At 53.6% G+C, this 21,770-nt stretch carries 19 protein-coding genes; 10 read left to right on the forward strand and 9 right to left on the reverse strand.

The features are described from left to right. Positions 1–8: 8 nt before the first annotated feature. On the reverse strand, positions 9–3,125 hold the full coding sequence (locus V6575_RS12265; RefSeq protein WP_340274638.1) for a helicase-related protein: 3,117 nt from the start codon (positions 3,123–3,125) through the stop codon (positions 9–11). A gap of 630 nt (positions 3,126–3,755) precedes the next feature. On the opposite strand from V6575_RS12265, the gene V6575_RS12270 reads away from it, so the two are divergent. The 3 genes from V6575_RS12270 to V6575_RS12280 all read left to right on the forward strand — a co-directional run bounded on the left by V6575_RS12270 (position 3,756) and on the right by V6575_RS12280 (position 8,454). Then, positions 3,756–4,460: an autoinducer binding domain-containing protein gene (locus V6575_RS12270; RefSeq protein WP_340274639.1), complete on the forward strand. Its 705-nt coding sequence runs from the start codon at positions 3,756–3,758 to the stop codon at positions 4,458–4,460. A gap of 153 nt (positions 4,461–4,613) precedes the next feature. Further along, complete coding sequence (gene pyc, locus V6575_RS12275) at positions 4,614–8,072, forward strand: pyruvate carboxylase (protein ID WP_340274640.1); 3,459 nt, start codon at positions 4,614–4,616, stop codon at positions 8,070–8,072. Positions 8,073–8,103: 31 nt separating this feature from the next. After that, a complete protein-coding gene (locus V6575_RS12280; protein WP_340274641.1) occupies positions 8,104–8,454 on the forward strand; it encodes an HXXEE domain-containing protein in 351 nt (116 codons plus the stop codon). A 28-nt stretch (positions 8,455–8,482) separates the two neighbouring features. On the opposite strand, the gene V6575_RS12285 is transcribed toward V6575_RS12280, so the two are convergent. Both V6575_RS12285 and V6575_RS12290 read right to left on the reverse strand, forming a co-directional pair. Beyond that, positions 8,483–9,241: a glutamine amidotransferase gene (locus tag V6575_RS12285; RefSeq protein WP_340274642.1), complete on the reverse strand. Its 759-nt coding sequence runs from the start codon at positions 9,239–9,241 to the stop codon at positions 8,483–8,485. A 54-nt stretch (positions 9,242–9,295) separates the two neighbouring features. Next, positions 9,296–9,772: a tellurite resistance TerB family protein gene (locus tag V6575_RS12290; RefSeq protein WP_340274643.1), complete on the reverse strand. Its 477-nt coding sequence runs from the start codon at positions 9,770–9,772 to the stop codon at positions 9,296–9,298. Positions 9,773–10,076: 304 nt separating this feature from the next. On the opposite strand from V6575_RS12290, the gene V6575_RS12295 reads away from it, so the two are divergent. The 5 genes from V6575_RS12295 (at position 10,077) to V6575_RS12315 (ending at position 15,759) form a co-directional block, all read left to right on the forward strand. Continuing rightward, on the forward strand, positions 10,077–10,577 hold the full coding sequence (locus V6575_RS12295) for a hypothetical protein (protein WP_340274645.1): 501 nt from the start codon (positions 10,077–10,079) through the stop codon (positions 10,575–10,577). Positions 10,578–10,628: 51 nt separating this feature from the next. Then, the gene (locus tag V6575_RS12300) at positions 10,629–11,891 is read left to right on the forward strand and encodes an imelysin family protein (RefSeq protein ID WP_340274647.1); all 1,263 of its coding nucleotides are present in this window, start codon (positions 10,629–10,631) and stop codon (positions 11,889–11,891) included. 151 nt (positions 11,892–12,042) lie between these two features. Beyond that, a complete protein-coding gene (locus V6575_RS12305; RefSeq protein WP_340274648.1) occupies positions 12,043–13,533 on the forward strand; it encodes a di-heme oxidoreductase family protein in 1,491 nt (496 codons plus the stop codon). Further along, positions 13,533–14,621: an imelysin family protein gene (locus V6575_RS12310; RefSeq protein ID WP_340274649.1), complete on the forward strand. Its 1,089-nt coding sequence runs from the start codon at positions 13,533–13,535 to the stop codon at positions 14,619–14,621. The genes V6575_RS12305 and V6575_RS12310 overlap by 1 nt, the downstream gene beginning before the upstream one ends. After that, positions 14,602–15,759 (forward strand): DUF1513 domain-containing protein, encoded by a 1,158-nt coding sequence (locus V6575_RS12315; protein ID WP_340274650.1) that lies wholly within the window; start codon positions 14,602–14,604, stop codon positions 15,757–15,759. The genes V6575_RS12310 and V6575_RS12315 overlap by 20 nt, the downstream gene beginning before the upstream one ends. A 6-nt stretch (positions 15,760–15,765) precedes the next feature. Here V6575_RS12315 and V6575_RS12320 read toward each other — a convergent pair whose 3' ends face one another. From V6575_RS12320 to yddG, 3 genes are read right to left on the reverse strand one after another with little or no spacing between them, the layout of a single operon-like run. Beyond that, a complete protein-coding gene (locus V6575_RS12320) occupies positions 15,766–15,969 on the reverse strand; it encodes a DUF1737 domain-containing protein (RefSeq protein ID WP_340274652.1) in 204 nt (67 codons plus the stop codon). Positions 15,970–15,977: 8 nt separating this feature from the next. Next, entirely contained in the window at positions 15,978–16,868 is an 891-nt protein-coding gene (locus tag V6575_RS12325) for an HpcH/HpaI aldolase/citrate lyase family protein (RefSeq protein WP_340274653.1), read from the reverse strand. A 45-nt stretch (positions 16,869–16,913) separates the two neighbouring features. After that, on the reverse strand, positions 16,914–17,861 hold the full coding sequence (gene yddG / locus V6575_RS12330; protein ID WP_340274654.1) for an aromatic amino acid exporter YddG: 948 nt from the start codon (positions 17,859–17,861) through the stop codon (positions 16,914–16,916). A 180-nt stretch (positions 17,862–18,041) separates the two neighbouring features. On the opposite strand from yddG, the gene V6575_RS12335 reads away from it, so the two are divergent. After that, positions 18,042–18,503, forward strand: a complete 462-nt coding sequence (locus V6575_RS12335) for a GNAT family N-acetyltransferase (RefSeq protein ID WP_340274655.1) — start codon at positions 18,042–18,044, stop codon at positions 18,501–18,503. Between the two features lie 12 nt (positions 18,504–18,515). Here V6575_RS12335 and V6575_RS12340 read toward each other — a convergent pair whose 3' ends face one another. After that, a complete protein-coding gene (locus V6575_RS12340; protein WP_340274657.1) occupies positions 18,516–19,559 on the reverse strand; it encodes a DUF2125 domain-containing protein in 1,044 nt (347 codons plus the stop codon). 122 nt (positions 19,560–19,681) lie between these two features. On the opposite strand from V6575_RS12340, the gene V6575_RS12345 reads away from it, so the two are divergent. After that, positions 19,682–20,200 carry a gamma-glutamylcyclotransferase gene (locus tag V6575_RS12345; RefSeq protein WP_340274659.1) on the forward strand — a complete coding sequence of 173 codons (519 nt, stop codon included), beginning with the start codon at positions 19,682–19,684 and terminating at the stop codon, positions 20,198–20,200. 22 nt (positions 20,201–20,222) lie between these two features. Here the strand turns inward: V6575_RS12345 and V6575_RS12350 are convergent, their stop codons facing one another. Both V6575_RS12350 and V6575_RS12355 read right to left on the reverse strand, forming a co-directional pair. Further along, positions 20,223–20,990, reverse strand: coding sequence for a lysophospholipid acyltransferase family protein (locus V6575_RS12350; RefSeq protein ID WP_340274661.1), 768 nt, complete (start codon positions 20,988–20,990; stop codon positions 20,223–20,225). 53 nt (positions 20,991–21,043) lie between these two features. Continuing rightward, entirely contained in the window at positions 21,044–21,712 is a 669-nt protein-coding gene (locus V6575_RS12355) for a YdcF family protein (protein ID WP_340274663.1), read from the reverse strand. Between the last annotated feature and the right edge of the window lie 58 nt (positions 21,713–21,770).

A 21,770-nucleotide genomic window follows, 5' to 3' on the forward strand; every position in this document is an offset into this window, starting at 1 on the left:
TGCCGAGGTCAGGACTTATCCTTTTTACCCATGCCCTCCTTAAGGGCAAGAAGTGCAGCAAAGGGTGAATTTGGATCAATCGGCTTGTCCTTCTTAGGACCGCGCTCATTCCGGTTCTGGTCACCGCCATACGAAGGCTTGGAGACACGGCCTTTGCCAGCTTTGCCGGACCCTTTGGGTCCGCCATGCCGCCGTTCGCCGCGTTGATCACCACGCCCTTGTTCGCCTCCGGCAGGAGCCCCGCGTGCTTGGCCGCCACGTGGCGACTCGCCTTTGCGATTTTCACCACCGCGACGATTTTCACCTCCACGTTGGCGCGGACGCCGATCTGCACGGCCAGGACGCCAAATTTCTATAGTTAGTTTTTCAGTCTCGGTAATTTCAGTCGGCACATCATCAGAAGGCGTTGCTTCCGGAGAAACATTAGCAACAGGCGCTATCGCTTCGGCTGGAGAGACATCCGCTGCAGCAGCTTCTGGCACCACCGATTTCTCAGCAACACCCTCCGCTACAGCTTCTTCCAAAGCGCCAGCCGCAGCGTCTGAAGTTTCGGCAACAGCCTCAGCCACCACCGGACTTTCAACAGCTGGGTCGTCGCTATTGGCAGAATCTGTGTCCGCAGCTGGAGCAGCTTCAGAAGCAGCAACCGGACGTTCAATCTCTTTCGTCTCAAGGCGATAAGCCAAAGACTTCAGAATCGCAGTAAAATCTTCCCCCGCACAACCAAGCAGAGAAGTCATGGCAACGGTCACAGTAAATCCGCCACCCTGCGCAATCGCACCTTCAGGCGGAGCCACTTCAGCGTTTAACGGCTTCCAGGCCACAAGCGGACGAATAAGATCTGCAAGACGCTCAAGAATATCGACACGAACAGCACGCGGTCCACAAACACGGAATCCAACAACCTTGTAGAGCGCCTTGTCGATGGTCTCATCAACCGGAATGGATGTCCGTCCGGATGCCGACAGCTGCGGCAAATCAGACAGGCCATTCATATCGAATGAGCCATGCTTGAGAGCCCAAAGCTGGGCAAGAAGTTGACTTGGAGCAGGCTTCAAAAGGGCAGGGACGTAAATGTTATAAGCCCCAAAACGAACGCCATGCTTGCGCAAGGATGCGCGCATATCCTGATCAAGCTGGCGAATGTCTTCAGACACATCCTGCCGCTCAACGATGCCAAGGCCCTCAACGATACGGAATGCCACACCACGTGCAAGGCCTTCGAGGCCCTCTGCAGCCTTCAAATCGGCAAGAGGCTTCAACAGCGTTTCAATCTGAGCCTTCAGCAAAAGATCCAGCCGCTCTTGTACCTTGTCGCGGGCAGGACCGGTCAGCTGCTCATCAGCAAGAAGCATGACAGCAGGTGCCAAAACATCATCCGTCGCCGCCAATTTGGCAACAGCTTCCCCCCGCCAGCGGATTGATCCGTCAGACGTTAGGATAAAGTCAGCATTCTCGGAGCGGGACAGCTTGTCTGCCCGACTCTCGATTTCAGCAGCCAGCGCCTTTTGGGCTGCAGCCCTGAGGGTTTTCCCATCCGAGCCATCCGCTGCTGCATCAGGAGCAAATCGGAAGCCAAGCAGATTCCCGATGTGCTGACCTTCGACGAGCACATCTCCGCTCGATGTAATTTCCGCTTCCAACATGGCGTTCTCTCTCAAACGTCGCATCAATACACTTGTACGCCTGTCCACGAACCTCTGCGTAAGGCGTTCGTGAAGCGCATCAGATAATTTATCTTCAATGCCGCGGGTCACCCCCTGCCAATGAGCAGGATCTTTCAGCCAATCCGGCCGGTTCGCGACAAAAGTCCAAGTCCGGATATGAGCAATCCGGTTTGCCAGAGTGTCGATATCACCATCCGCGCGGTCTGCGAAGGCCAATTGACGCGTAAACCAATCATCAGCAATGGCCCCATCCTGCATTAGGTGGGTATAAATCGTATTCAAAAGCTCTGCATGATTGGCTGGAGCGATCTTACGATAGTCCGGCACCTGACACACATCCCAGAGCAATTCGACAGCTTTTGTGCCATTTGCCATGTCTGAAATGGCGGAATCACGCAGCAAATGCTCAAGCGCGTTGATGTCTCCACCAAACGGTGAACGCGCCAAACCGTCTTCGCGAGGCGCAATATCAAGAGATCTGCGCAAAATATCAGAAGATGAAAAATCCAGCTGACTGTTGCGCCATTGCAGCACTTTTAGACTGTTGAAATGATGATTTTCGATCTGATCGACCAAATCATCATCCAAAGGATCAACCCGGCCGGTGACTCCAAACGTGCCATCACGAGTGTGACGACCTGCCCGTCCGGCGATCTGCCCCATCTCTGCAGCAGTCAATTGTCTATATTGATAGCCGTCGTATTTCCTGTTTCCAGCGAAGGCAACATGATCGACATCGAGGTTCAACCCCATGCCGATAGCATCTGTAGCGACCAGATGCTCAACGTCACCATTCTGAAAAAGTTCTACCTGTGCGTTGCGCGTTCGAGGGCTCAGAGAACCAAGCACGACAGCAGCCCCGCCGCGTTGCCGCCGTAGCAATTCCGCAATGCCGTAAACTTCCTCTGCCGAAAAGGCGACAATCGCCGAACGCGGCGGCAAGCGCGAGGCTTTCTTGGAGCCAGCATAGGTCAGCACAGACATTCGTGGACGGGTGATCACATTCAGGCCCGGCAGAAGCTTTTCCAAAAGCGATCGTACGGTGCCAGCGCCCAAAAGAAGCGTCTCTGAGTGCCCACGTAGATTGAGAATGCGATCTGTAAAGATATGGCCACGATCAAGGTCACCAGCGAGCTGCACTTCATCGATTGCAACGAAGTCCGTCTCAAGATCCAGAGGCATGGCTTCAACAGTGGAGACCCAAAAGCGCGGCGCTTTCGGGATAATTTTTTCCTCGCCGGTAATCAGCGCAACGACGTCAGAACCAACACGCTCCACAACACGGCTATAGACTTCACGCGCAAGAAGGCGCAGCGGCAGCCCGATCAAGCCACTTTTGTGAGCCAGCATCCGCTCGATCGCGAGGTGGGTCTTGCCGGTGTTGGTTGGTCCAAGTACCGCCGTAACGGTTCTTGATCGTACTGCAGGCGGCAACTGCATATATGGAGAACGTGGCATGATAGAATTACTAACGTGTGCTCGGTTCGGCATGTGCCCCGGAACGCGGCCATTGCTGAAAGGTCGCCGCTATCTAGCATACCGACCAGTTGCCTGTCCCCCTTTCATTTTACGAAGCTGATCCTCAAATCAACGCAAAAGAACGCAGCTAGAACAAAGGCCGTCCGAATCGGCTACCTGAGCTGATTCAGGTTTCGTTCTATACGACATTTGGACAAAACCGCCGCCAAGGACACTAATTTGCCCCCCCCAGCGCCACCCAGCCTCCATATTTGCACAATCGACAATGGCTCTATTCAAAAGAGCGAAAGAGTTAATAGTTAAAACTAGAACCAATTTGCTTTCAGCCAGTGGAATTAATTACTAAACATATATCGAACAGAATATATACGAATCGCTGACTCCGAGTGGTTTCAGTTTTGTTCCTACCACATTTAGTATCAATTCAATTTTATCATCAACATACAGAATGAACGTGCATTTTTTACCGACATCAACCCTTCAAGAATTAACACTCTTGTGTCCTTTTGGAACACAGCAACAAAGCTTTTAGCACGCCATCCCGAGATCAGACGGCCTCTGAACCAGAACCGAGTACAAAATATGAAATACGAGCGTTTGGCTCCCGCTTTGGATTTTACAAAAACTTTTTCCAAGATCAATTCCATCGAAGACATGGCAAGCAGTCTGTCAAACCTCGCGACGAACTATGGGTTCTCCGCCTATGCTCTTGCCACATTCACTGGCCGTGGATCTCTCACACATCCTCATGCCCTTGCGTCCGGAGGAAACCCGGAATGGCGCACTCATTATCTCGACAACCAATATGTCATCGATGACCCCGTCGTCGCACGTGCAGCCCGCGGTGCAATGCCATTTGTCTGGTCAGACACGAAAAATGACCATGGCATCACAAAACGAGGCGTGGCCATTTTGGAAGAAGCACGCAGCTTTAATCTGACCGATGGTGTTTTGATCCCAGTTTACGGCTCCATTGGCTTTGAAGGCAGTCTCTTTTTGGCTGGTGACAGAGTTGATGTTACGCCTGAAGAAATGAAGGCCCTGCATCTTGCAGGCATTTATGCCTACGATCACAGCATGATGCTGACAGATAGATCGGCCTTCTCCAAACCCAACAGCCCTTCCTTGACCAATCGGGAAATAGAATGTCTGAAATGGACTGCTGCAGGAAAAACCAGCGCAGACATCTCTGATACTCTTGGAATTTCACGACACACTGCAGATTGGTATCTCAAGGAGGCAACCGCAAAGTTAAAGGCCAGAAACCGCACACATGCTGTTGCTGAGGCTTTGCGGTTGAAGTTGATCAACTAGGGTTCAGACTCACAATAAGCGTCCGATTAGGTACAGCACTTTTGCGAAAAATGAAAAGGACATAGGTGCTGCCCCTTTTATTATTCCTTCGACCCAAGTAAAAAACGTAAGGTGAACGTCGCAAGGGGCGACGGACGCAGGTATTTGGGAGAAATGCTTTTGGCAATTCGCAAGATTCTCGTCGCAAACCGGTCTGAAATTGCAATTCGCATCTTTCGCGCCGCCAATGAACTGGGCTTGAAGACCGTCGCCGTCTTCGCCGAACAGGACAAGCTGGCGCTGCATCGCTTCAAATCTGACGAAGCCTACCAGATTGGAAAAGGCCTGGGTCCGATTGAAGCATATCTGGCCATCGACGAAATCATCCGAGTTGCAAAGCTTGCCAAGGTTGACGCTATTCATCCTGGCTATGGCTTCCTTTCCGAAAGCCCTGAATTTGCAGATGCTTGCGAAGAAGCTGGCATCATTTTCATAGGTCCTAAAGCGGACACCATGCGGCGCCTGGGCAACAAGGTTGCCGCCCGCAATCTCGCGATTGAAGCGGGCGTTCCAGTCATGCCTGCAACCGATCCCCTGCCAGATGACATGGACGAGATCAAACGCCTCGCATCAGGGATCGGCTATCCGGTCATGTTGAAAGCCTCATGGGGTGGCGGTGGACGCGGCATGCGTGTCATCCCCGATGAAACAACACTCATGCGCGATGTTGTGGCAGCCAAACGTGAAGCCAGCGCAGCATTCGGCAAGGACGAGATCTACCTGGAAAAGCTCGTTGAACGGGCACGCCATGTCGAAGTCCAGATTCTCGGCGATGGCAAAGGTGGACTGGTTCACCTCTTTGAGCGCGACTGCTCCGTACAGCGCCGCCACCAAAAAGTAGTTGAGCGCGCACCTGCTCCCTATCTAGATGAAGAAAAGCGCCAGGAACTCTGCGGATATGGATTGAAAATCGGCAGGGAAGTAACCTATCGCGGTGCCGGAACAGTCGAATTCCTAATGGATAAAGACACCGGCTCTGTGTATTTCATTGAGGTGAATCCACGCGTTCAGGTCGAACACACGGTGACAGAGGAAGTCACCGGCATCGATATCGTCAAGGCTCAGATTCAGATCGCAGGCGGTGCCAAAATCGGCTCCGCTGAGAGCGGCGTTCCACTGCAGGACGAAATTCGCCTAAACGGCCACGCTCTTCAGTGCCGCATCACAACAGAAGATCCAGACCAGAACTTCATTCCTGATTATGGCCGCATCACCGCCTACCGTGGCGCAACCGGTTTCGGCATCCGCCTAGACGGCGGCACGGCATATTCCGGCGCTGTGATCACCCGTTTCTATGATCCGTTGCTGGAAAAGGTCACCGCCTGGTCCCCAAGCGCGGAAGAAACCTGCAAGCGGATGGACCGCGCCCTGCGTGAATTTCGGATTCGCGGTGTGGCAACCAATCTGGTGTTCCTGGAGAACATCATCGCACATCCCGATTTCCGATCGAACAACTATACAACCCGCTTTATCGACGAGACACCGGCCCTGTTTGAACAGACCCGGCGGCTGGATCGCGCAACGAAGCTTTTGACATACATTGCCGATGTATCAGTCAATGGTCACCCGGAGACACGGTCTCGCCCGCATCCTGCCAGCGAAGCGATGTTGCCGGAGATTCCGGATTTTGGCGACAAAAAACCAGATGGAACCCGTCAGCTGCTCGATCAGCTCGGACCGAAGGGTTTTTCCAAGTGGATGAAGGCTGAAACCCGCGCCCTGGTGACAGACACCACCATGCGCGATGGACATCAATCACTGCTGGCAACCCGGATGCGGACCAACGACATTGTCCGCATTGCAGATGCCTATTCCACCGGCATGCCAAATCTTTTCTCTCTGGAATGCTGGGGGGGCGCAACCTTTGACGTCTCCATGCGCTTCCTGACAGAAAGCCCTTGGGAACGCCTGCGCATAATTCGCGAAAAAGCACCGAATATCCTGTTGCAAATGCTGCTGCGCGGATCCAATGGCGTTGGCTATACGAATTACCCCGACAACGTTGTGAAATTTTTCGTCAGCCAGGCTGCAGCGAATGGCGTCGATCTATTCCGCGTCTTCGATTGCCTCAACTGGGTCGAGAACATGCGCGTTTCCATGGACGCCGTGATCGAGGCCAACAAGCTTTGTGAAGGCGTCCTCTGCTACACCGGCGACATGCTGGACAGCGCCAGGCCGAAGTATGACCTGAAATACTATGTCGCTCTTGCCAAAGAACTGGAAGCAGCAGGTGCACATATCCTTGGGATCAAGGATATGGCTGGCCTGATGAAACCGGAAGCGGCCAAAGTCTTGATCCGCACGCTGAAGCAGGAAACAGATCTTCCGATCCACTTCCACACCCACGACACATCCGGCATTGCCGCAAGCACAATTCTGGCAGCCGTTGAAGCGGGGGTGGATGCGGTGGATTCCGCAATGGATGCGCTGTCAGGCCTGACCTCTCAGCCATGCCTTGGCTCTATCGTTGAAGCTCTGCGTGGAACGGAACGCGAAACGGGCCTGGATCCGAAAACCATTCGCCAGATCTCGTTTTATTGGGAAGCTGTACGCGGCCAGTATCGTGCGTTCGAAAGCGACCTCCGTTCCGGTGCTTCAGAAGTCTACCTTCATGAAATGCCAGGCGGCCAGTTCACCAACCTCAAGGAACAGGCACGATCTCTCGGCCTGGAAGCACGCTGGCACGAGGTCGCCCAGACCTATGCCGACGTCAACATGATGTTTGGCGATATCGTAAAGGTAACGCCCTCGTCCAAGGTTGTCGGCGACATGGCACTGATGATGGTCAGTCAGGGCCTGACGGTTGCTGATGTTGAAGATCCAGCCAAGGAAGTTGCCTTTCCAGAATCCGTTGTGCAGATGCTACGCGGAGATCTGGGTCAATCCCCCGGTGGCTGGCCCATCGCCATTCAAAACAAGGTGTTGAAGGGAGAAACCGCGATCACGGTCCGGCCAGGTTCCCTGCTAGCACAAGCTGATCTGGAAGCTGAACGAAAAACAGCCGCGGATAGCACAGGGCGTGACATCGATGATGCCGACCTTGCAGCTTATTTGATGTACCCCAAGGTCTTTACCGATTTCGACAAGGCACAGCAGCAATATGGTCCAACTTCGGTCTTGCCGACACCGGTCTATTTCTACGGCCTGGAAGCGGGCGACGAAATACTGGTCGAACTTGAGCCCGGCAAAACCCTTGTGGTGCGCTGTCAGGCCATCGGCGAAACAAACGAAGACGGCGAAAAGAAAGTCTTCTTCGAGTTGAACGGTCAGCCTCGGATCATCAAGGTCCCTGATCGCGCCCATGGCGCTGCAGGCGCTGCGGCCAAACGCAAGGCAGAAGAAGATAACGAAGCCCATTTAGGTGCCCCAATGCCAGGCGTCATCTCAACCGTGGCGGTAAAGCCAGGTCAAAGCATCACCGCTGGCGATGTGCTGCTGTCTATCGAAGCCATGAAAATGGAGACCGCGCTGCACGCCGAGCGCGATGGCATCATTGCTGAGCTTCTGGTGGCCCCGGGCGCGCAGATCGATGCAAAGGATCTGCTGATTGTCTTTGAGCCAGGCGCGGATTGATGATTGAGAGGTCCTAACCAAGCTGGCAACGATGGTGATCAATGTCATCGGCGTCTGGGCGCTGATCTTCGCCGTAATATGGCTGACATTTTGGCTCAATTCCGGCCTCGCCTTGATCGGCAGCTATCTTCTACTGGTAAATGCAGTCTCCCACGTTGGTGCAGTCGGCATTCTCAGGAGCTACAATCCGGGCCTTGCAACGGCGGTTCTGCTGTTCATTCCCTATGGCGTATGGAGCCTCATGGCGCTCGACGGCATGATCCGCGTGGCAGGCGATAATGCGATAGCGTATCATGCGCTCGGGCTCAGTGCAGCAGTCCTGCTACATGCAACCATGATCATTCATGTGCGCCATAGAGCAAAATTAAATGCATACTGTTGAAGTAAGGGCTGCATAGTGCCGTTCGGTATTATTCCGCGGCGCTGCTAAAACTTGTGCTTACAGCCGGTGAGGTCGCCGTCCCAATCCACAAATCCATGAAGTCATCAAGCCAGCTGCGAACCGCAGCATCATAGATATAACGGCCGGCGAAGTGATCCCGGCGCATCTGCGCGCCCGGCAAACTCATGCGCGGCGCACCTTTTGTTGTCCAACGGACCAGCATCGAGTGTGTCAGTTCCGGGTGGAACTGAATGCCAAACGCATTATGGCCATAACGAATTGCCTGATTGGGATATGATGGACCAGACGCCAAAAGGTCACATCCGGCAGGCAGATCAAAACCTTCCTTGTGCCATTGATATACTTTTTTCGGCCAACTCAGCAGCTTTTCGCCAACAAGTGTCGGCTGAATCGGATAATAACCGATCTCAACCAGCTCATCCCGATGTGCCGAAACCGTTCCGCCCATTTGCTTGACCATCATCTGGGCACCAAGGCAAATGCCCAAAAACGGCTTCTCCTCGCAAAGCGGAACCTTGATCCAGTCAATCTCCTTTTGCACAAACCCATCCGGATCATTTGCGCTCATCGGACCGCCGAATATAACAGCACCAGCATGATCCGACATTGTATCTGGCAGCGTATCGTCAAACCGTGGTTTGCGGATATCAAGCGCGAAACCACGCTTCACCAGTTCCTGACCAACCCGGCCAGGAGAAGAGTTTTCCTGATGCAGGACAACCAGAATTTTGGGTGAAGGTGACGTTTCGAACGGTTCCAGTCTCATAGGGCAAACTTTAACGTTTTTTGCACATGCGTCGAGCTTTTTTGCGCTGCAGTTTTAAACAGGCTCTCCGCTTTCCGGTGCAGTCTTCGCAACCTTATGTCGCAGCGTGACCCGGTCACGTGAAGAGATGCCCAACAGCTCGGCCACGCGCCAAATAGTATTGTCTTCAAACTCATGGACATGACCATCAGCGTAAACTATCTGCCACATCATTTCGACGATGGCGAGCCGCTCAGTCTCATCTGTGGTGCGCTTTAGAACAGAGGTGAAGCCGTAAAGATCCACCGCCTCATCATCGCGCTGCTTGGCCGCTGCGATCAGTTCTGTCGTTTCCGCATCATTCAATTCGTAATGCGTCTTGAGAATTTCACGAAGCTTCTCGCTTTCGCTTTCTTCGATTACTCCGTCAACATCAACCAAATGAAACAAGAGTGCCGCCGCTGCCAACCGCGTATCGTTTTCGGCAAACTCCTGCTTGCCGCTATCGCCCAGCGTGATTTCGCGAATGAATTGCTTGAATGCAGTGAGCATATTTAGAGTCCGACTGTCATGTGAAAGTTGCAAGGAACCGATGGACCGCGTTCTGAGATCCCAGTTGATCGTAAAGCTAAGGCTTCATTCTCAAACAGGCAAATGAACTCTAACAAAAAGCCCGTTGCCTAAGGGTTTATGATTCCATCTGTTTTTCCAAAAATGTAGTTATTAAGGCAATTTCAAAGTTTGGAACTATTCTAATATATTGATATTACTCTGATTTATACTTGACTTATATAGTCATAAAATGGTTCCTCCCGAAAGGAGATTTTGGGCGCATAAGACCTCAGGAGACCCCGGCATGACCGGAATGGCATGGCCAATAGACATCGAGAAACGGGCGGAGCGGCTCGTGGTTGAAGGTGTACGTCGCTACATGGGCGGATATTCGACTGGAGACATTCGGTGTTGGGAAATGGCCTGGGAGCTTTATGCAAGTGAACTGGGCACAGAGCAGGCCCGTCAGCCAGTCTCCGAGTTGTCTTGCTACGCTAGGGCGCTCAACAAACATGCCACACGTCATTTTTGCCTCTTCCCTTATGACTGCACCAAATTGTGCCAGGACGAATGTCTGGTTACGGCTCTCGTGTCTGCGGCCCAGTCGGAAGACAGCGAAACCGTTGAGGTCATCAGCTCTGCTCTGGTCTCACCCGGCGGACATAAAGACACGATTTTCGCAGCCACGGAATTCGCTGCAGCTCTCAAAAGCTGCGATCTCATTTTGAACTCGGTCGACCTATCCAGCCTGACACTCGAAGAGTGCCCACTCAGGAAACTCGGCCAACAACACCGACGTCATTGAATTCGGAGAGCACGCACAATGCTAGGCTCCGGCAAATTGAGGAAACGAAAGATGAAATCTTTGAAGTTTGGCCTTTTGGCTGCAACCGCACTGATCGCAATGCCTGCATTGGCAGCAACGCCAAGTGAAGTACTCGATACATATGGCAATGTTGCAGAAGCGACGTTCACGGACTCACTGTCCACAGCCAAGGCGCTGAAAGTTGCGATCGACGCTCTTATCGCGAACCCAAACGAGGAAACGCTTGCGGCAGCACGCAGCGCCTGGATTGCAGCACGCACCCCATACCAGCAGACAGAAGCCTACCGCTTTGGCAACGCCATCGTTGATGACTGGGAAGGCAAAGTAAATGCTTGGCCTTTGGACGAAGGCCTGATCGATTACGTTGATGCGTCTTATGGCGAAGAATCTGAAGAAAACGCCTTCTACACAGCCAATGTGATTGCAAATGCAACGCTGAAAATCAATGGCGAAACCATTGACGCAACAGTCATCACTCCAGCACTTCTGACTGAAAATCTTCAGGAAGCTGGCGAAATTGAATCCAATGTGGCGACCGGCTACCACGCCATCGAATTCCTGCTCTGGGGCCAGGATCTCAACGGCACAGGTCCCGGCGCTGGCAACCGCCCGGCAACTGACTTCGACACTGCAAATTGCACAGGCGGCAACTGTGATCGTCGCGTTGCATACCTGCAGTCAGCCACAGACCTGCTCATCTCCGACCTTGAAGAAATGGTCGCTGCATGGTCCAAGGACGGTGCTGCGCGCAAGGAATTGGCAGAAAAGGGCGACGCTGGCGGACTGGCAACGATCCTGACCGGAATGGGCTCCCTATCTTACGGCGAATTGGCTGGTGAGCGCATCAAGCTTGGCCTTATGCTGAATGACCCGGAAGAAGAGCATGACTGCTTCTCCGACAACACGCATATGTCCCATTACAATGACGTTGTCGGCATCCGCAATGTTTACTTCGGTGCCTACAAGAGCGTCGACGGACATGACGTTGACGGTGCATCAATCGCTGACATGGTCGAAGCAAAGGACCCTGCGCTGGCCGCAGAAATGACAGCAAAGCTCGATGCAACCCTGGCGGCTCTCGAAGTCATGAAGGCGCGCGCTGAAGGCGGCGAAAGCTACGATCAGATGATTGGCGAAGGCAACGACGAAGGCAACGCCGTGGTTCAGGCCGTGGTTGATGCCCTGGTTGATCAGACCAAATCCATCGAACGTGTTGTGACGGCTCTCGACCTTGATTCAATTGCGTTCGAAGGCTCCGATAGCCTCGACAACCCGACATCCGTCTTCCAGTAAGACATCCGGGCGGCGGGCGAATGGACGCAGTGTCCACTTGCCCGCCGCTTAATTCTTGATGCTGTGGTAATGAGGGGCACACGGCGTCAGACCAGTGACGCGAACCGATTGGCCACGCAATACCATGACTTCGACCAGATGGTGTTTGTCCATGCTGCTAGCGACAGCTTTTGTGCTGCCCGCCTCAGCGGAAGACCTACTTCCCCACCGAAATGACCTGACGCCCGCAGACCGTGCCAGGGTTGCCAGCATTGTTTCGACCCCCCGTGACTTTTCAAAGCCCGAGACATTCGAATTCATGTCCGGCGGAGCAGCGACAACCCGCAAGCGCATCAACCGGGACATATTCTCTCATTCATCGGCCAACATAACCTTTGAGGAAGAACAAACCTTCAAAGTCGGCAATGGCCTGTTCAAGAAGCTTTGGGCTTCGTCCCCATCTTCAACACAGGCCTCCGATGGTCTGGGACCTCTTTACAACGCCCGCTCCTGCCAGGCATGCCACCTCAAGGATGGCCGCGGCCGACCGCCACTGCCTGGTCATGACGCTGTGTCTTTGTTCTTGAGATTATCCGTTCCGCCACAAAATGCAGAGCAGGAAGAATTACTCTCCTCCAGGGCCCTTTTGAGCATTCCGGAACCTACCTATGGCGGTCAGTTTCAGACCTTCGCTGTACCCGGTGTTGCCGGTGAAGGCCGGTTCGACATTGAATTGGAGGATATTCCCGTCAAACTTTCAGGTGGTGAAAGCGCCACCTTGCAGAAACCGACCTACGTGATCCGCGATCTCGGTTACGGTGACATGCATTCAGATGCCCTAATTTCCCCCCGTGTTGCTCCCCCCATGATCGGCATGGGTCTTCTGGAAGCTATTCACCCAGGCGACATCGAAGCCCAAGCTGATCCTGATGACATCAACGGCGACGGCATCTCTGGAAAAATCAGCAAGGTTCGGGATCCATTAACTGGCGAGCTGACCATCGGCCGCTTTGGCTGGAAAGCGTCAAATCCATCAGTTCGAGCCCAGACTGCAGGCGCTTTTTCGGGTGACATTGGTATTGGCTCACCAGACAAGCCTGCACCCTGGGGCGATTGTACAGAAACTCAGGCAGATTGCCGCAAGATGCCGAATGGCGAACAAGCACGCCTTGGCCCGACAGAAGCCCCGGATCCGGTGATGGAACTGGTAACTTTCTATTCCGAGAACCTCGCCGTTCCCGCACGCCGTGACATGAGTGCCCCCCAAGTCCTCAAGGGCAAGGAGGTCTTTCATGAAGCTGGCTGCGCGAACTGCCATCGACCCAAATACGTCACCAGCCGCAACGCTCAGAACGCCGCTCACCGTTTTCAGTTGATCTGGCCTTACACTGACCTGCTGCTTCACGACATGGGAGATGGCTTGTCAGATGGCCGCCCGGTTGGAGATGCAAACGGCAAAGAATGGCGCACTCCACCACTCTGGGGTATTGGATTGACCGAAACAGTCAACAAGCACACACGCTTTCTGCATGATGGACGTGCACGCAACCTGCTCGAAGCAGTGTTGTGGCATGGCGGGGAAGCGAAACAGTCGCGAGATCATGTTGTCGAGCTCCCCACCGAAGACCGCGCGGCCTTGATCCGCTTTCTGGAGACACTTTGATGCACAAGACAATCGTAGCCTCAGTCACTTTAGCAGCAGCCGTATTCTGCACTGCTCCAGCATGGGCCATTGATGACGACACGCCCCATGTCCAGCAAAGCATAGACGGCTATATTCGTCCGGCCTTCGCCAAATTTGCCGAAGAGGCTGCTCTTCTGGCTCCTGCAACAAATGCCGTATGCCAGGATACCACGCAGGAAAGCAAAGCAGAATTTTCTGACCGCTATCGCGCCCTCGTCGAAGCATTTGGCGGAGTCAGCTTTTTGCGGTTTGGCCCTCTGATCGATGATCACAGACTGGAGAGCCTCGCCTTCATGCCCGATCCGCGCGGCATCACACAACGCCAGATCCGCAAAATGCTGGCAGAGCAAGATGCCTCTGCGACCAATCCGGCTCAGCTGGCAGAAAAAAGCGTTGCCCTTCAAGGACTCACAGCCCTACAGCTGATCGCTTTCGACAAATCTGGAAACGTCATCCTCGGAGATCCATCAGATAAGCGAGACTACATCTGCGGCTATGCCGAAGCCATCACGCTGAATGTCTCGCGGATAACATCCAAAATCAGCGTCGAATGGCAGGACCCAGACGGCTATAGTTCTCGCCTGCTGTCACCGAGCCCGGAAACTGGCCAGATCAGGTCTTCCAAGGAAGCCATTGAGACCATCTTCAACGCCCTTGTCACCGGATTGATCGTGGTCAAGGATCAGGAACTCCTGCCAGCCATAGGGACCGAAATTAGCAAGTCCAAGGCAAACCGCCTGCCTTTTACCCGGTCAGCCGACGGTCGAGCTTATTTGATTTCCGAACTGGAGGGCATTCATGCAACCTTGGTGGCCGCAAATTTCTCACCGTCCCTCGGCAAGGAATTCGGCTGGCTGCTGAACTCGCTCGACTTCGAGTTCAACAACGGCATTACCAGCCTGAAGGCCATCAACCAGCCGCTTCGGCAATCCATCAAGGATGACGAGATTTATAACCGCCTGAACCTTCTGGTCATCACGGTCAACAGTCTGCGAGATACGATGGCGCTGGAACTTGCCGGAGCCCTTAGTCTTACCGGAGGCTTCAATGCACTGGACGGCGACTGACAGGGTTGAGGTTTCCCGCCGAGCGTTCCTTACAGGGCTCGGTGGTCTAACGGCACTCACAGCAACCGGTCTCAGCAAGGGCGCAATGGCTGAGGGATTGTTGAATCCGGCTTTTCTTGGCACGCCTCTTTTTGCCAGCGCGCGACGAGAAGCCAACGGAAACTATGCTTTGGCAATCATTGATGATGCAGGGCAAGACGTCGCACGTGTTCCATTACCGAGCCGTGGGCACGGCATGGCAGTGTCACCAGACAAACGCCGTTTGATGGCTTTCGCACGGCGACCGGGCACATTTGCACTTCTGATTGATCCTTTTGAGCAAACAAAACCCAAGATCCTGACGTCGATTGCTGGCCGGCATTTTTATGGCCATGGCTGTTTTTCGGCAGACGGCCGCCTCGTCTATGCGGTTGAAAATGACTATGAGGCCGTACGCGGTGTAATTGGTGTCTATGACGTTAGCGGGCGTGAAATCCGCAGATTGGGCGAATTCGAGACAGGCGGCATCGGACCACATGATTTGCTTCTAACAGACCATGGCCGCACCCTGGTCGTAGCCAATGGTGGCATTCAGACCCATCCTGAAAAACCACGCCAAAAACTCAACATCGACACGATGGCGCCGTCTGTTGCCTTCATCAATATCGAAACAGGCGATATCCTGGTACGTCATGCCTTGACTAAAGACCTCCACCAACTGTCTCTGCGCCACATGGCAAAAGACGGGCAGGGACAAGTCTGGATTGGCGGTCAATATGAAGGTGATGATGGCCGAACGCCGCCGCTTGTGGCGCGCATGACCCTGGACGACGCTCCCCGCCTGACGGAAATACCGGGTACAATAGGAGCTGACCTTGACGGCTACATCGGCTCAGTGGTGGCCAATGCCAGTGGCGACACCATCGCGACATCGGCCCCGCGCGGTGGAAAAATTCTGTTCTGGTCAGCAGCAACCGGCGATCTGATCGGCACACAGGATGTCATCGACGGATGCGGTCTTGCCCCCATAGATGACCGTGCCTTCCTGATTTCAGATGGCACCGGCGGTCTCAGCTATCTGGAAGATCCAACCTCTCGCCCCGACGTGCTGGCACGCCCGGCAGGTGTCGCTTGGGACAATCACATGTTCGCGCTCTAATGCGCCTCAGTAGTCGCCCAGCTTAAGGTCACGTGAATAATCGCCCGCAACTTCTTTTGTCACAGCCTGTCCACACATAGTACGACCACGTTCGGCATCAAACGTAAGGGCAGGGGAACCGGACAGCTCCCAACCATTGCTGAGGGCCTGACTGACCCGGTGGCAAAATTCATTGTCGTCCGGGCCCGTGATAAAGCGATATAATTTCATGTCGTCTCTCAAACTTGGGAACGGGCCGCAATCGCATCTGCGATCGCAATGGAACGCAGCCCCATATCCGCATGTAAACGCTCAACCATCTTCCCGTCGACCTGGATAGCACCCTTGTTGGTGTTTTCCGGTAAGGCAAACAAATCATTGATTTTGCGCGCCCAGGCAATCTCGTCTTCCGACGGGCTGAAGGCCTTATGACAGGTTTCAACCTGCTTTGGATGGATCAATGTCTTGCCATCCATACCCATCTCTGCGCCTTGCGCGCATTCAGCTGCAAAACCTTCCAGATCGTTGAAGGCATTATAGACACCGTCGAGAATATCGATCCCGCCAGCACGTGCAGCGGCAACGCAAGTCATCAACCAAGGCGTCATGATCTCACGGCCCGGATTGAGCTGCGCGCGCGTTTCCTTGGCCAGATCATTGGTACCCATGACAAAGCAGGACAGCCGAACTTGCGGATCACGGCCACAGGCCCCAATCGCGGCAGCGTTCAACATCGCGTGCGGCGTTTCCATCATCGCCCAGAGCTTGAGACTTTCTGGCGCTTGCCCAGCCGCGAGCCTATGCGCAACTCGCTGCAAGTCTGCCGGGCTATTCACCTTCGGCACCAGAATCGCGTCAGGCTTAGACTGAATGGCCGCAGCAAGATCATCATCGGCCCATGGGGTGTCCAACGCATTGATACGAATGACCACTTCACGATTGCCATAGCCTCCGCCACTGACCGCAGAGACGATCTGATCTCTCGCCTCAGCTTTTGAATCCGGTGCAACAGCGTCTTCCAGGTCCAGTATCAGGCAGTCCACATCCAGTGTCTTTGCCTTTTCAAGAGCACGAGCATTGGACCCCGGCATATAAAGCGCCGATCGACGTGGATTGTAGACTTGGATCATGGCGAAAGCTCCCGAGCATCATCGTCTATATTGCTGTGCAGCAAGCTACAGGTAGGATCCCTGCTTTTCCACTCGCCTTTCGCATAACTCAGAAGTGGAATCGCCTTGAGCAGACGAGCGGCGAAAAATCATTTCCTTGGCCGCAATTACCGCGCCAACAGTGATGGCAATACAGGCCAAGGAAACGGAAAGCGTAAACGCCCCAAAGCCGAATGCGATCAGCAATAAGGTCGAAAGCAAAGGCGCAGAATAAGCAGCAGCCCCCAAAACCTGAATATCCCCACGCTTGACGCCAATGTCCCAAGTAAAAAAGGCTAGGCCAACCGGGAAAAATCCCAGCGCTGCCACTGATAGCCATTCACTCGCTTGCGAAGGCCAGATCGTTTTTTCCAGAAGCAGATGACACAAGACGGACAGCAACGCCGTCACAATACAGAACCCGGCAACAGCTTCTGTCGGCACATTACCGAGACGGCGGGACAGAACGGAATAGGAAGACCAAAACAGGGAAGATACCACTGCAGCTCCATAACCAAGCATCGACCCATCCTCGAAAGACAGGCCTTCGCCGCCGGAGATCAACAGGACCGCACCAATAAGACCAATAATCGTTCCAACAACATGATGAAGCCGCAGGCGTTCACCCGGCAAAAATGCTGAAAACACAACAACCAGCAATGGCCATGTGTAGTTGATCAGATTAGCATCGACCGGCGGCGCATTGCGGATCGCAGTGAAATAGAAAAAATGAAAGCCGAACAATCCGATCGTGCCGAAAGCCCAGACTTTGAGAGGCTGCTTCAACAAGCCGAGACGGCCGCGAAAGCTCAGCCATACAAGCGCAAGCACTCCGGACAGACCGAAACACAGGGCGTTCAGCAGAAATGGCGGAACAGCGCCTGATCCGGCACTAAAAAGCCCAAGCGTTGCCCACATCAAGACAGCGCTTAACCCGATCAACGTCGCCTTGGAGCGGCTCATCTCCTTATTCATCGATAATCCTTAGGGAAATGCACCCCGCCCGGTAAGGCACGCGAGGAAACTGAAATGGATAAAGGCTCATTATATTCTACATATGTACCAATGGGAACTTACCCGCTGACGCTTGATTGTCAGTGCCTTTTCAGGACATCTTGCAGGTAAAGCAATCGACCGTAAAATGCCGGAGATCCTATGAGTAAAACGGACATCAGACCCCTTGGCCCGGAAGACGCCCACAAGCTGGCACCCCTGATCGCTGAGAACGCACAGGCCCTGGAAAGAGGCGCACCTCGGCGTCCGGACGAGTATTATGCCAATCGAATTCTCGCCGACAAAACGTCAGAAGTCATCGGCGCGTATCAGGACAACCAGTTGATCGGCTTCTCTGTCTTTTTCGATCTTCCGGAACTGATCACAGGGCTTCGCATCGGCCAACTTGACGACATCTATGTGCATCCGGATTTTCGCAATCAGGGCATTGGCCGTCAGATGATCGAAGTCCTTGAAAAAGAGGGTAAAAAAAGAGGTTGGCTACACTTGCGTTGGCTGGTCAGGGGCAAGGATACGCCATCCGTTGCGCTTTATGAGCGGATCGCTGAACCAGATCGCCTGAAAAGCTACATCATCCCGATTGATCGCGCCTCAGGCTCATAGTAGGCCCGCACCTTACCTCCTGCCGGTGTTAACCGGCGGGAGCACGCCAAGTGGCAAAAGACCAAGGCGTACCTGGCCTTCAGAAAGCGTAAATGGCATCAACACCTTAAGGCGCCCATCTTCTTCGTCCTGCGATTGCCGGCCAAAGGACAACGCAGCGCCTTTCATCGCTTCAAAAGTCTGCGCTTGACCCGGCATCAATTCGGACAAAAACTGAACGAAAGCTTCAATATCAAAAACGGTAAGATCAACATTTCCCGATAAGAGGCCTTGATGATCCAATCGTAAATCCCCAGTCGCCTCCAACTGTAACTCATCAGACTTCAAAGAGGACCAGACAAGCCTCAAGGGCCATGAACCGTCTTCAGCCCCTGGCAGACTTTCGAGACCCCGCCCCTTGAGAAGCACCGCCCCATTTGGCACCTGCAAATGAATCCTGCCATCTATAGGAGAAGTATCGCTTGGAAGCATAGCGGATTTCACCCCTGTCAGAGACACAAAGGCTTCCAGGGCCGTTAAATCTTCCGGTGCAATCCGTAAATTGATTTGACCAGATTGGGCGGAAAGATCAACGCCCACCCCAGCTCCTAAAGCCGCGAGGGACAGATCGTCGACAGCAAGATCAAGCTGATCCAGTCCATCGGTTGAATACAGGACACTGGAGCGCGCCAACTTCCAATCTGCAGAAGCCTTCAATCCAATCTCCGGAGCTTCGAACATATATGGGCCAGCAGCTTCGATGATCACGTGCCACGGATTATAAACCAGCGCGACAGCCAGAAGCCGCTTCAAACGCGATGTCCGTCCCACAGCATCTATGATGGAAGTATCATCGCAGCTCACTTCAAACCGAAATGGAAACCCGGCAATCTTCAGATCGGCACAAGACGCAGCCACCCCAGCTTGCTCCAGGCCATTCAGGTTCCGCTCAATCTGATTCTGCAGCTGCCCACGCATGTAAAACCAGCCGGCTGACCACGCAAAAATGGTCAGAACAACCGCGGCAGAAAGAAAAATATAGCGGATTCTCAAATTACGCTTCGGTCCTGCCTGCAAGGTCGATCTCCAATTTCCGATGCCCTTCACAGCTCAATACCCATCTTTGGCCAGCCTGTGAGTTTGCAATAAAGCCACAGCGTTGCTATTCGAGCGACAACTTGTGCAAGGTCTGGGTGGATATGAGTGATTTTTGGGTATTTGGCTACGGTTCTTTGATGTGGAACCCGGGCTTTGATCACGAAGACGGCAAACCTGCACTGTTACGCGGTGCCCATCGTTCACTCTGCGTTTATTCTTGGGTCCATCGCGGCACTCAGGAGAAACCAGGCCTTGTGTTTGGTCTGGATCGCGGCGGTGCTTGCCGGGGCATGGCCTATAAAGTCAGCTCGGAGAGCCGGAACAAGACCATCGAGTACCTGCGCGCGCGCGAACAGGTGACTATGGTTTATCTTGAGAGCTGGAGGAAAATCACGCTTCAGACTGGCGAGACAGTTGAAGCGCTGACTTACGTGGTCGACCGCAAACATGCACAATATGCTGGAGCTCTCCCACTCACGGATCAACTGGATATTGTGCTCGAGGCCGTTGGTCAGTCAGGCAGAAACCCAGAATACGTCCTGAACACTGCAGCCCACCTCAGCGAGCTCGGCATCAAGGACCATAACGTCTCCTGGCTTGCATCCCGGTTGAACGGTTAACTCAGTCTCTAAAGCCAACATGCTATTCGCCAGAGGAATTTGGCAACTTGGACAAGAGAGGCGAGGGCCGTTTTTCGCCTCGTGCCTCTTCAGACAAACGCGCGGTCACCGTTTCAATCTGGTCAACCAGAGTTTCCTGAAATTTGTCAGCAGGCATACCGGGTTGGATTGGCGGTAAAATCTCGACCAATACGGTACCAGGATACACCAGCCAGGACGCCCGTGGCCAATAAAGTCCAGCATTGAGGGCAACAGGAAGCACCGGGCAATCAAGATCCCTGTAGAGATGAGCTATGCCGTATTTGTATTTTGGCTCTGCGCCGACAGGACGGCGCGTTCCTTCCGGAAAAATCAGAATTTGCCGGTTCTCGGCAACAGAATCCTTTGCCGCAGCAATCATAGCGACAAGCGCCGCAGAACGTTTGCCACGATTGATCGGAATCTGCCGAAATTTTGCCGTGTACCAGCCAAAAACCGGAATCCAGCGTAATTCTCGCTTGAGAATATATGTAGGGTCGCGAAATTCGGGAATTAACGCAAAGGTCTCCCACGCCGACTGATGCTTCGACGCGACAATGTAGCCCCCCTTCGGTAAATTCTCGCGCCCTCTAATTTCATATTTGAGCCCCACAATCAGCCAGAGCAGTGCCAGATTGAAACGCGACCAAAAGGGAACGATCCACCATCCCCATCGACGGGGCAAGATCATCACCGGCGAGAAGATCACCATCAACACAAAGGTCGATGAATAAAACAGGATTTGGAAAATCGTTGAGCGTAGAAAAAGCATATTACCTGGCTGTTTGCAGAGAAAACGGATCCTGTTCACCGCTCATGAGCGCATCATATATTCATCGCATGGGTCACAAATATTCTGAGACGTGCGAGGGTATACTTCACATATTCCCTCATGAGAAGCAGGGATGTCTTCGGGCTGAGATACCAAGACTGAAGATCCAGACTGGAAGGGTAAACCGGATAGGGAAGCAGCAAGACTCCGGGCAACGACTCTCCGAGTTCAACCAAGGCCCTTGGAATGTGATACGCGCTGGTCACCACCAGCAAGGATTTAAAACCATTTGAACGCACCCAAGCGGCAGTCTGAGATGCATTGCCAGTCGTATTCATCGCCAACCGATCAAGATCGACACAACAATCAAACAGGGGCATCTCCGCCGACGTGATCGAGGCAATCTGCTCGGGCGTCGTTCCCGGATGAACGCCTGAAATCAAAAGACGCATTGCCCGCCCTTCTGACAGAAGGGCCACAGCTCGCTCCACACGCTCGGTTCCACCCGTCAGAACGACAATCGCATCGGCCCGCGGATCATCAGGTGACGAAACAGTTCCAACATGGTGCGCAAAGCTCAGAAAGGACAGAAAAACTGGGATCAGTACGAGCAGAGGCACCAGGACCAGCAAGACATAAATGAATCTCCCCCGGCGGCTTTCCAACGGAGCGTCTTGTTCAAGTTCAGGCTTGTGCCTGTTGTCACCAGACGCGGTTTTCACCTCGACCGGTCCTTTCTATCCAGATTGCCTATCTCATCAATATCATAGGTGATTCGGA

It is taken from the genome of Roseibium algae (assembly GCF_037783265.1).
GTDB lineage: Bacteria > Pseudomonadota > Alphaproteobacteria > Rhizobiales > Stappiaceae > Roseibium > Roseibium algae.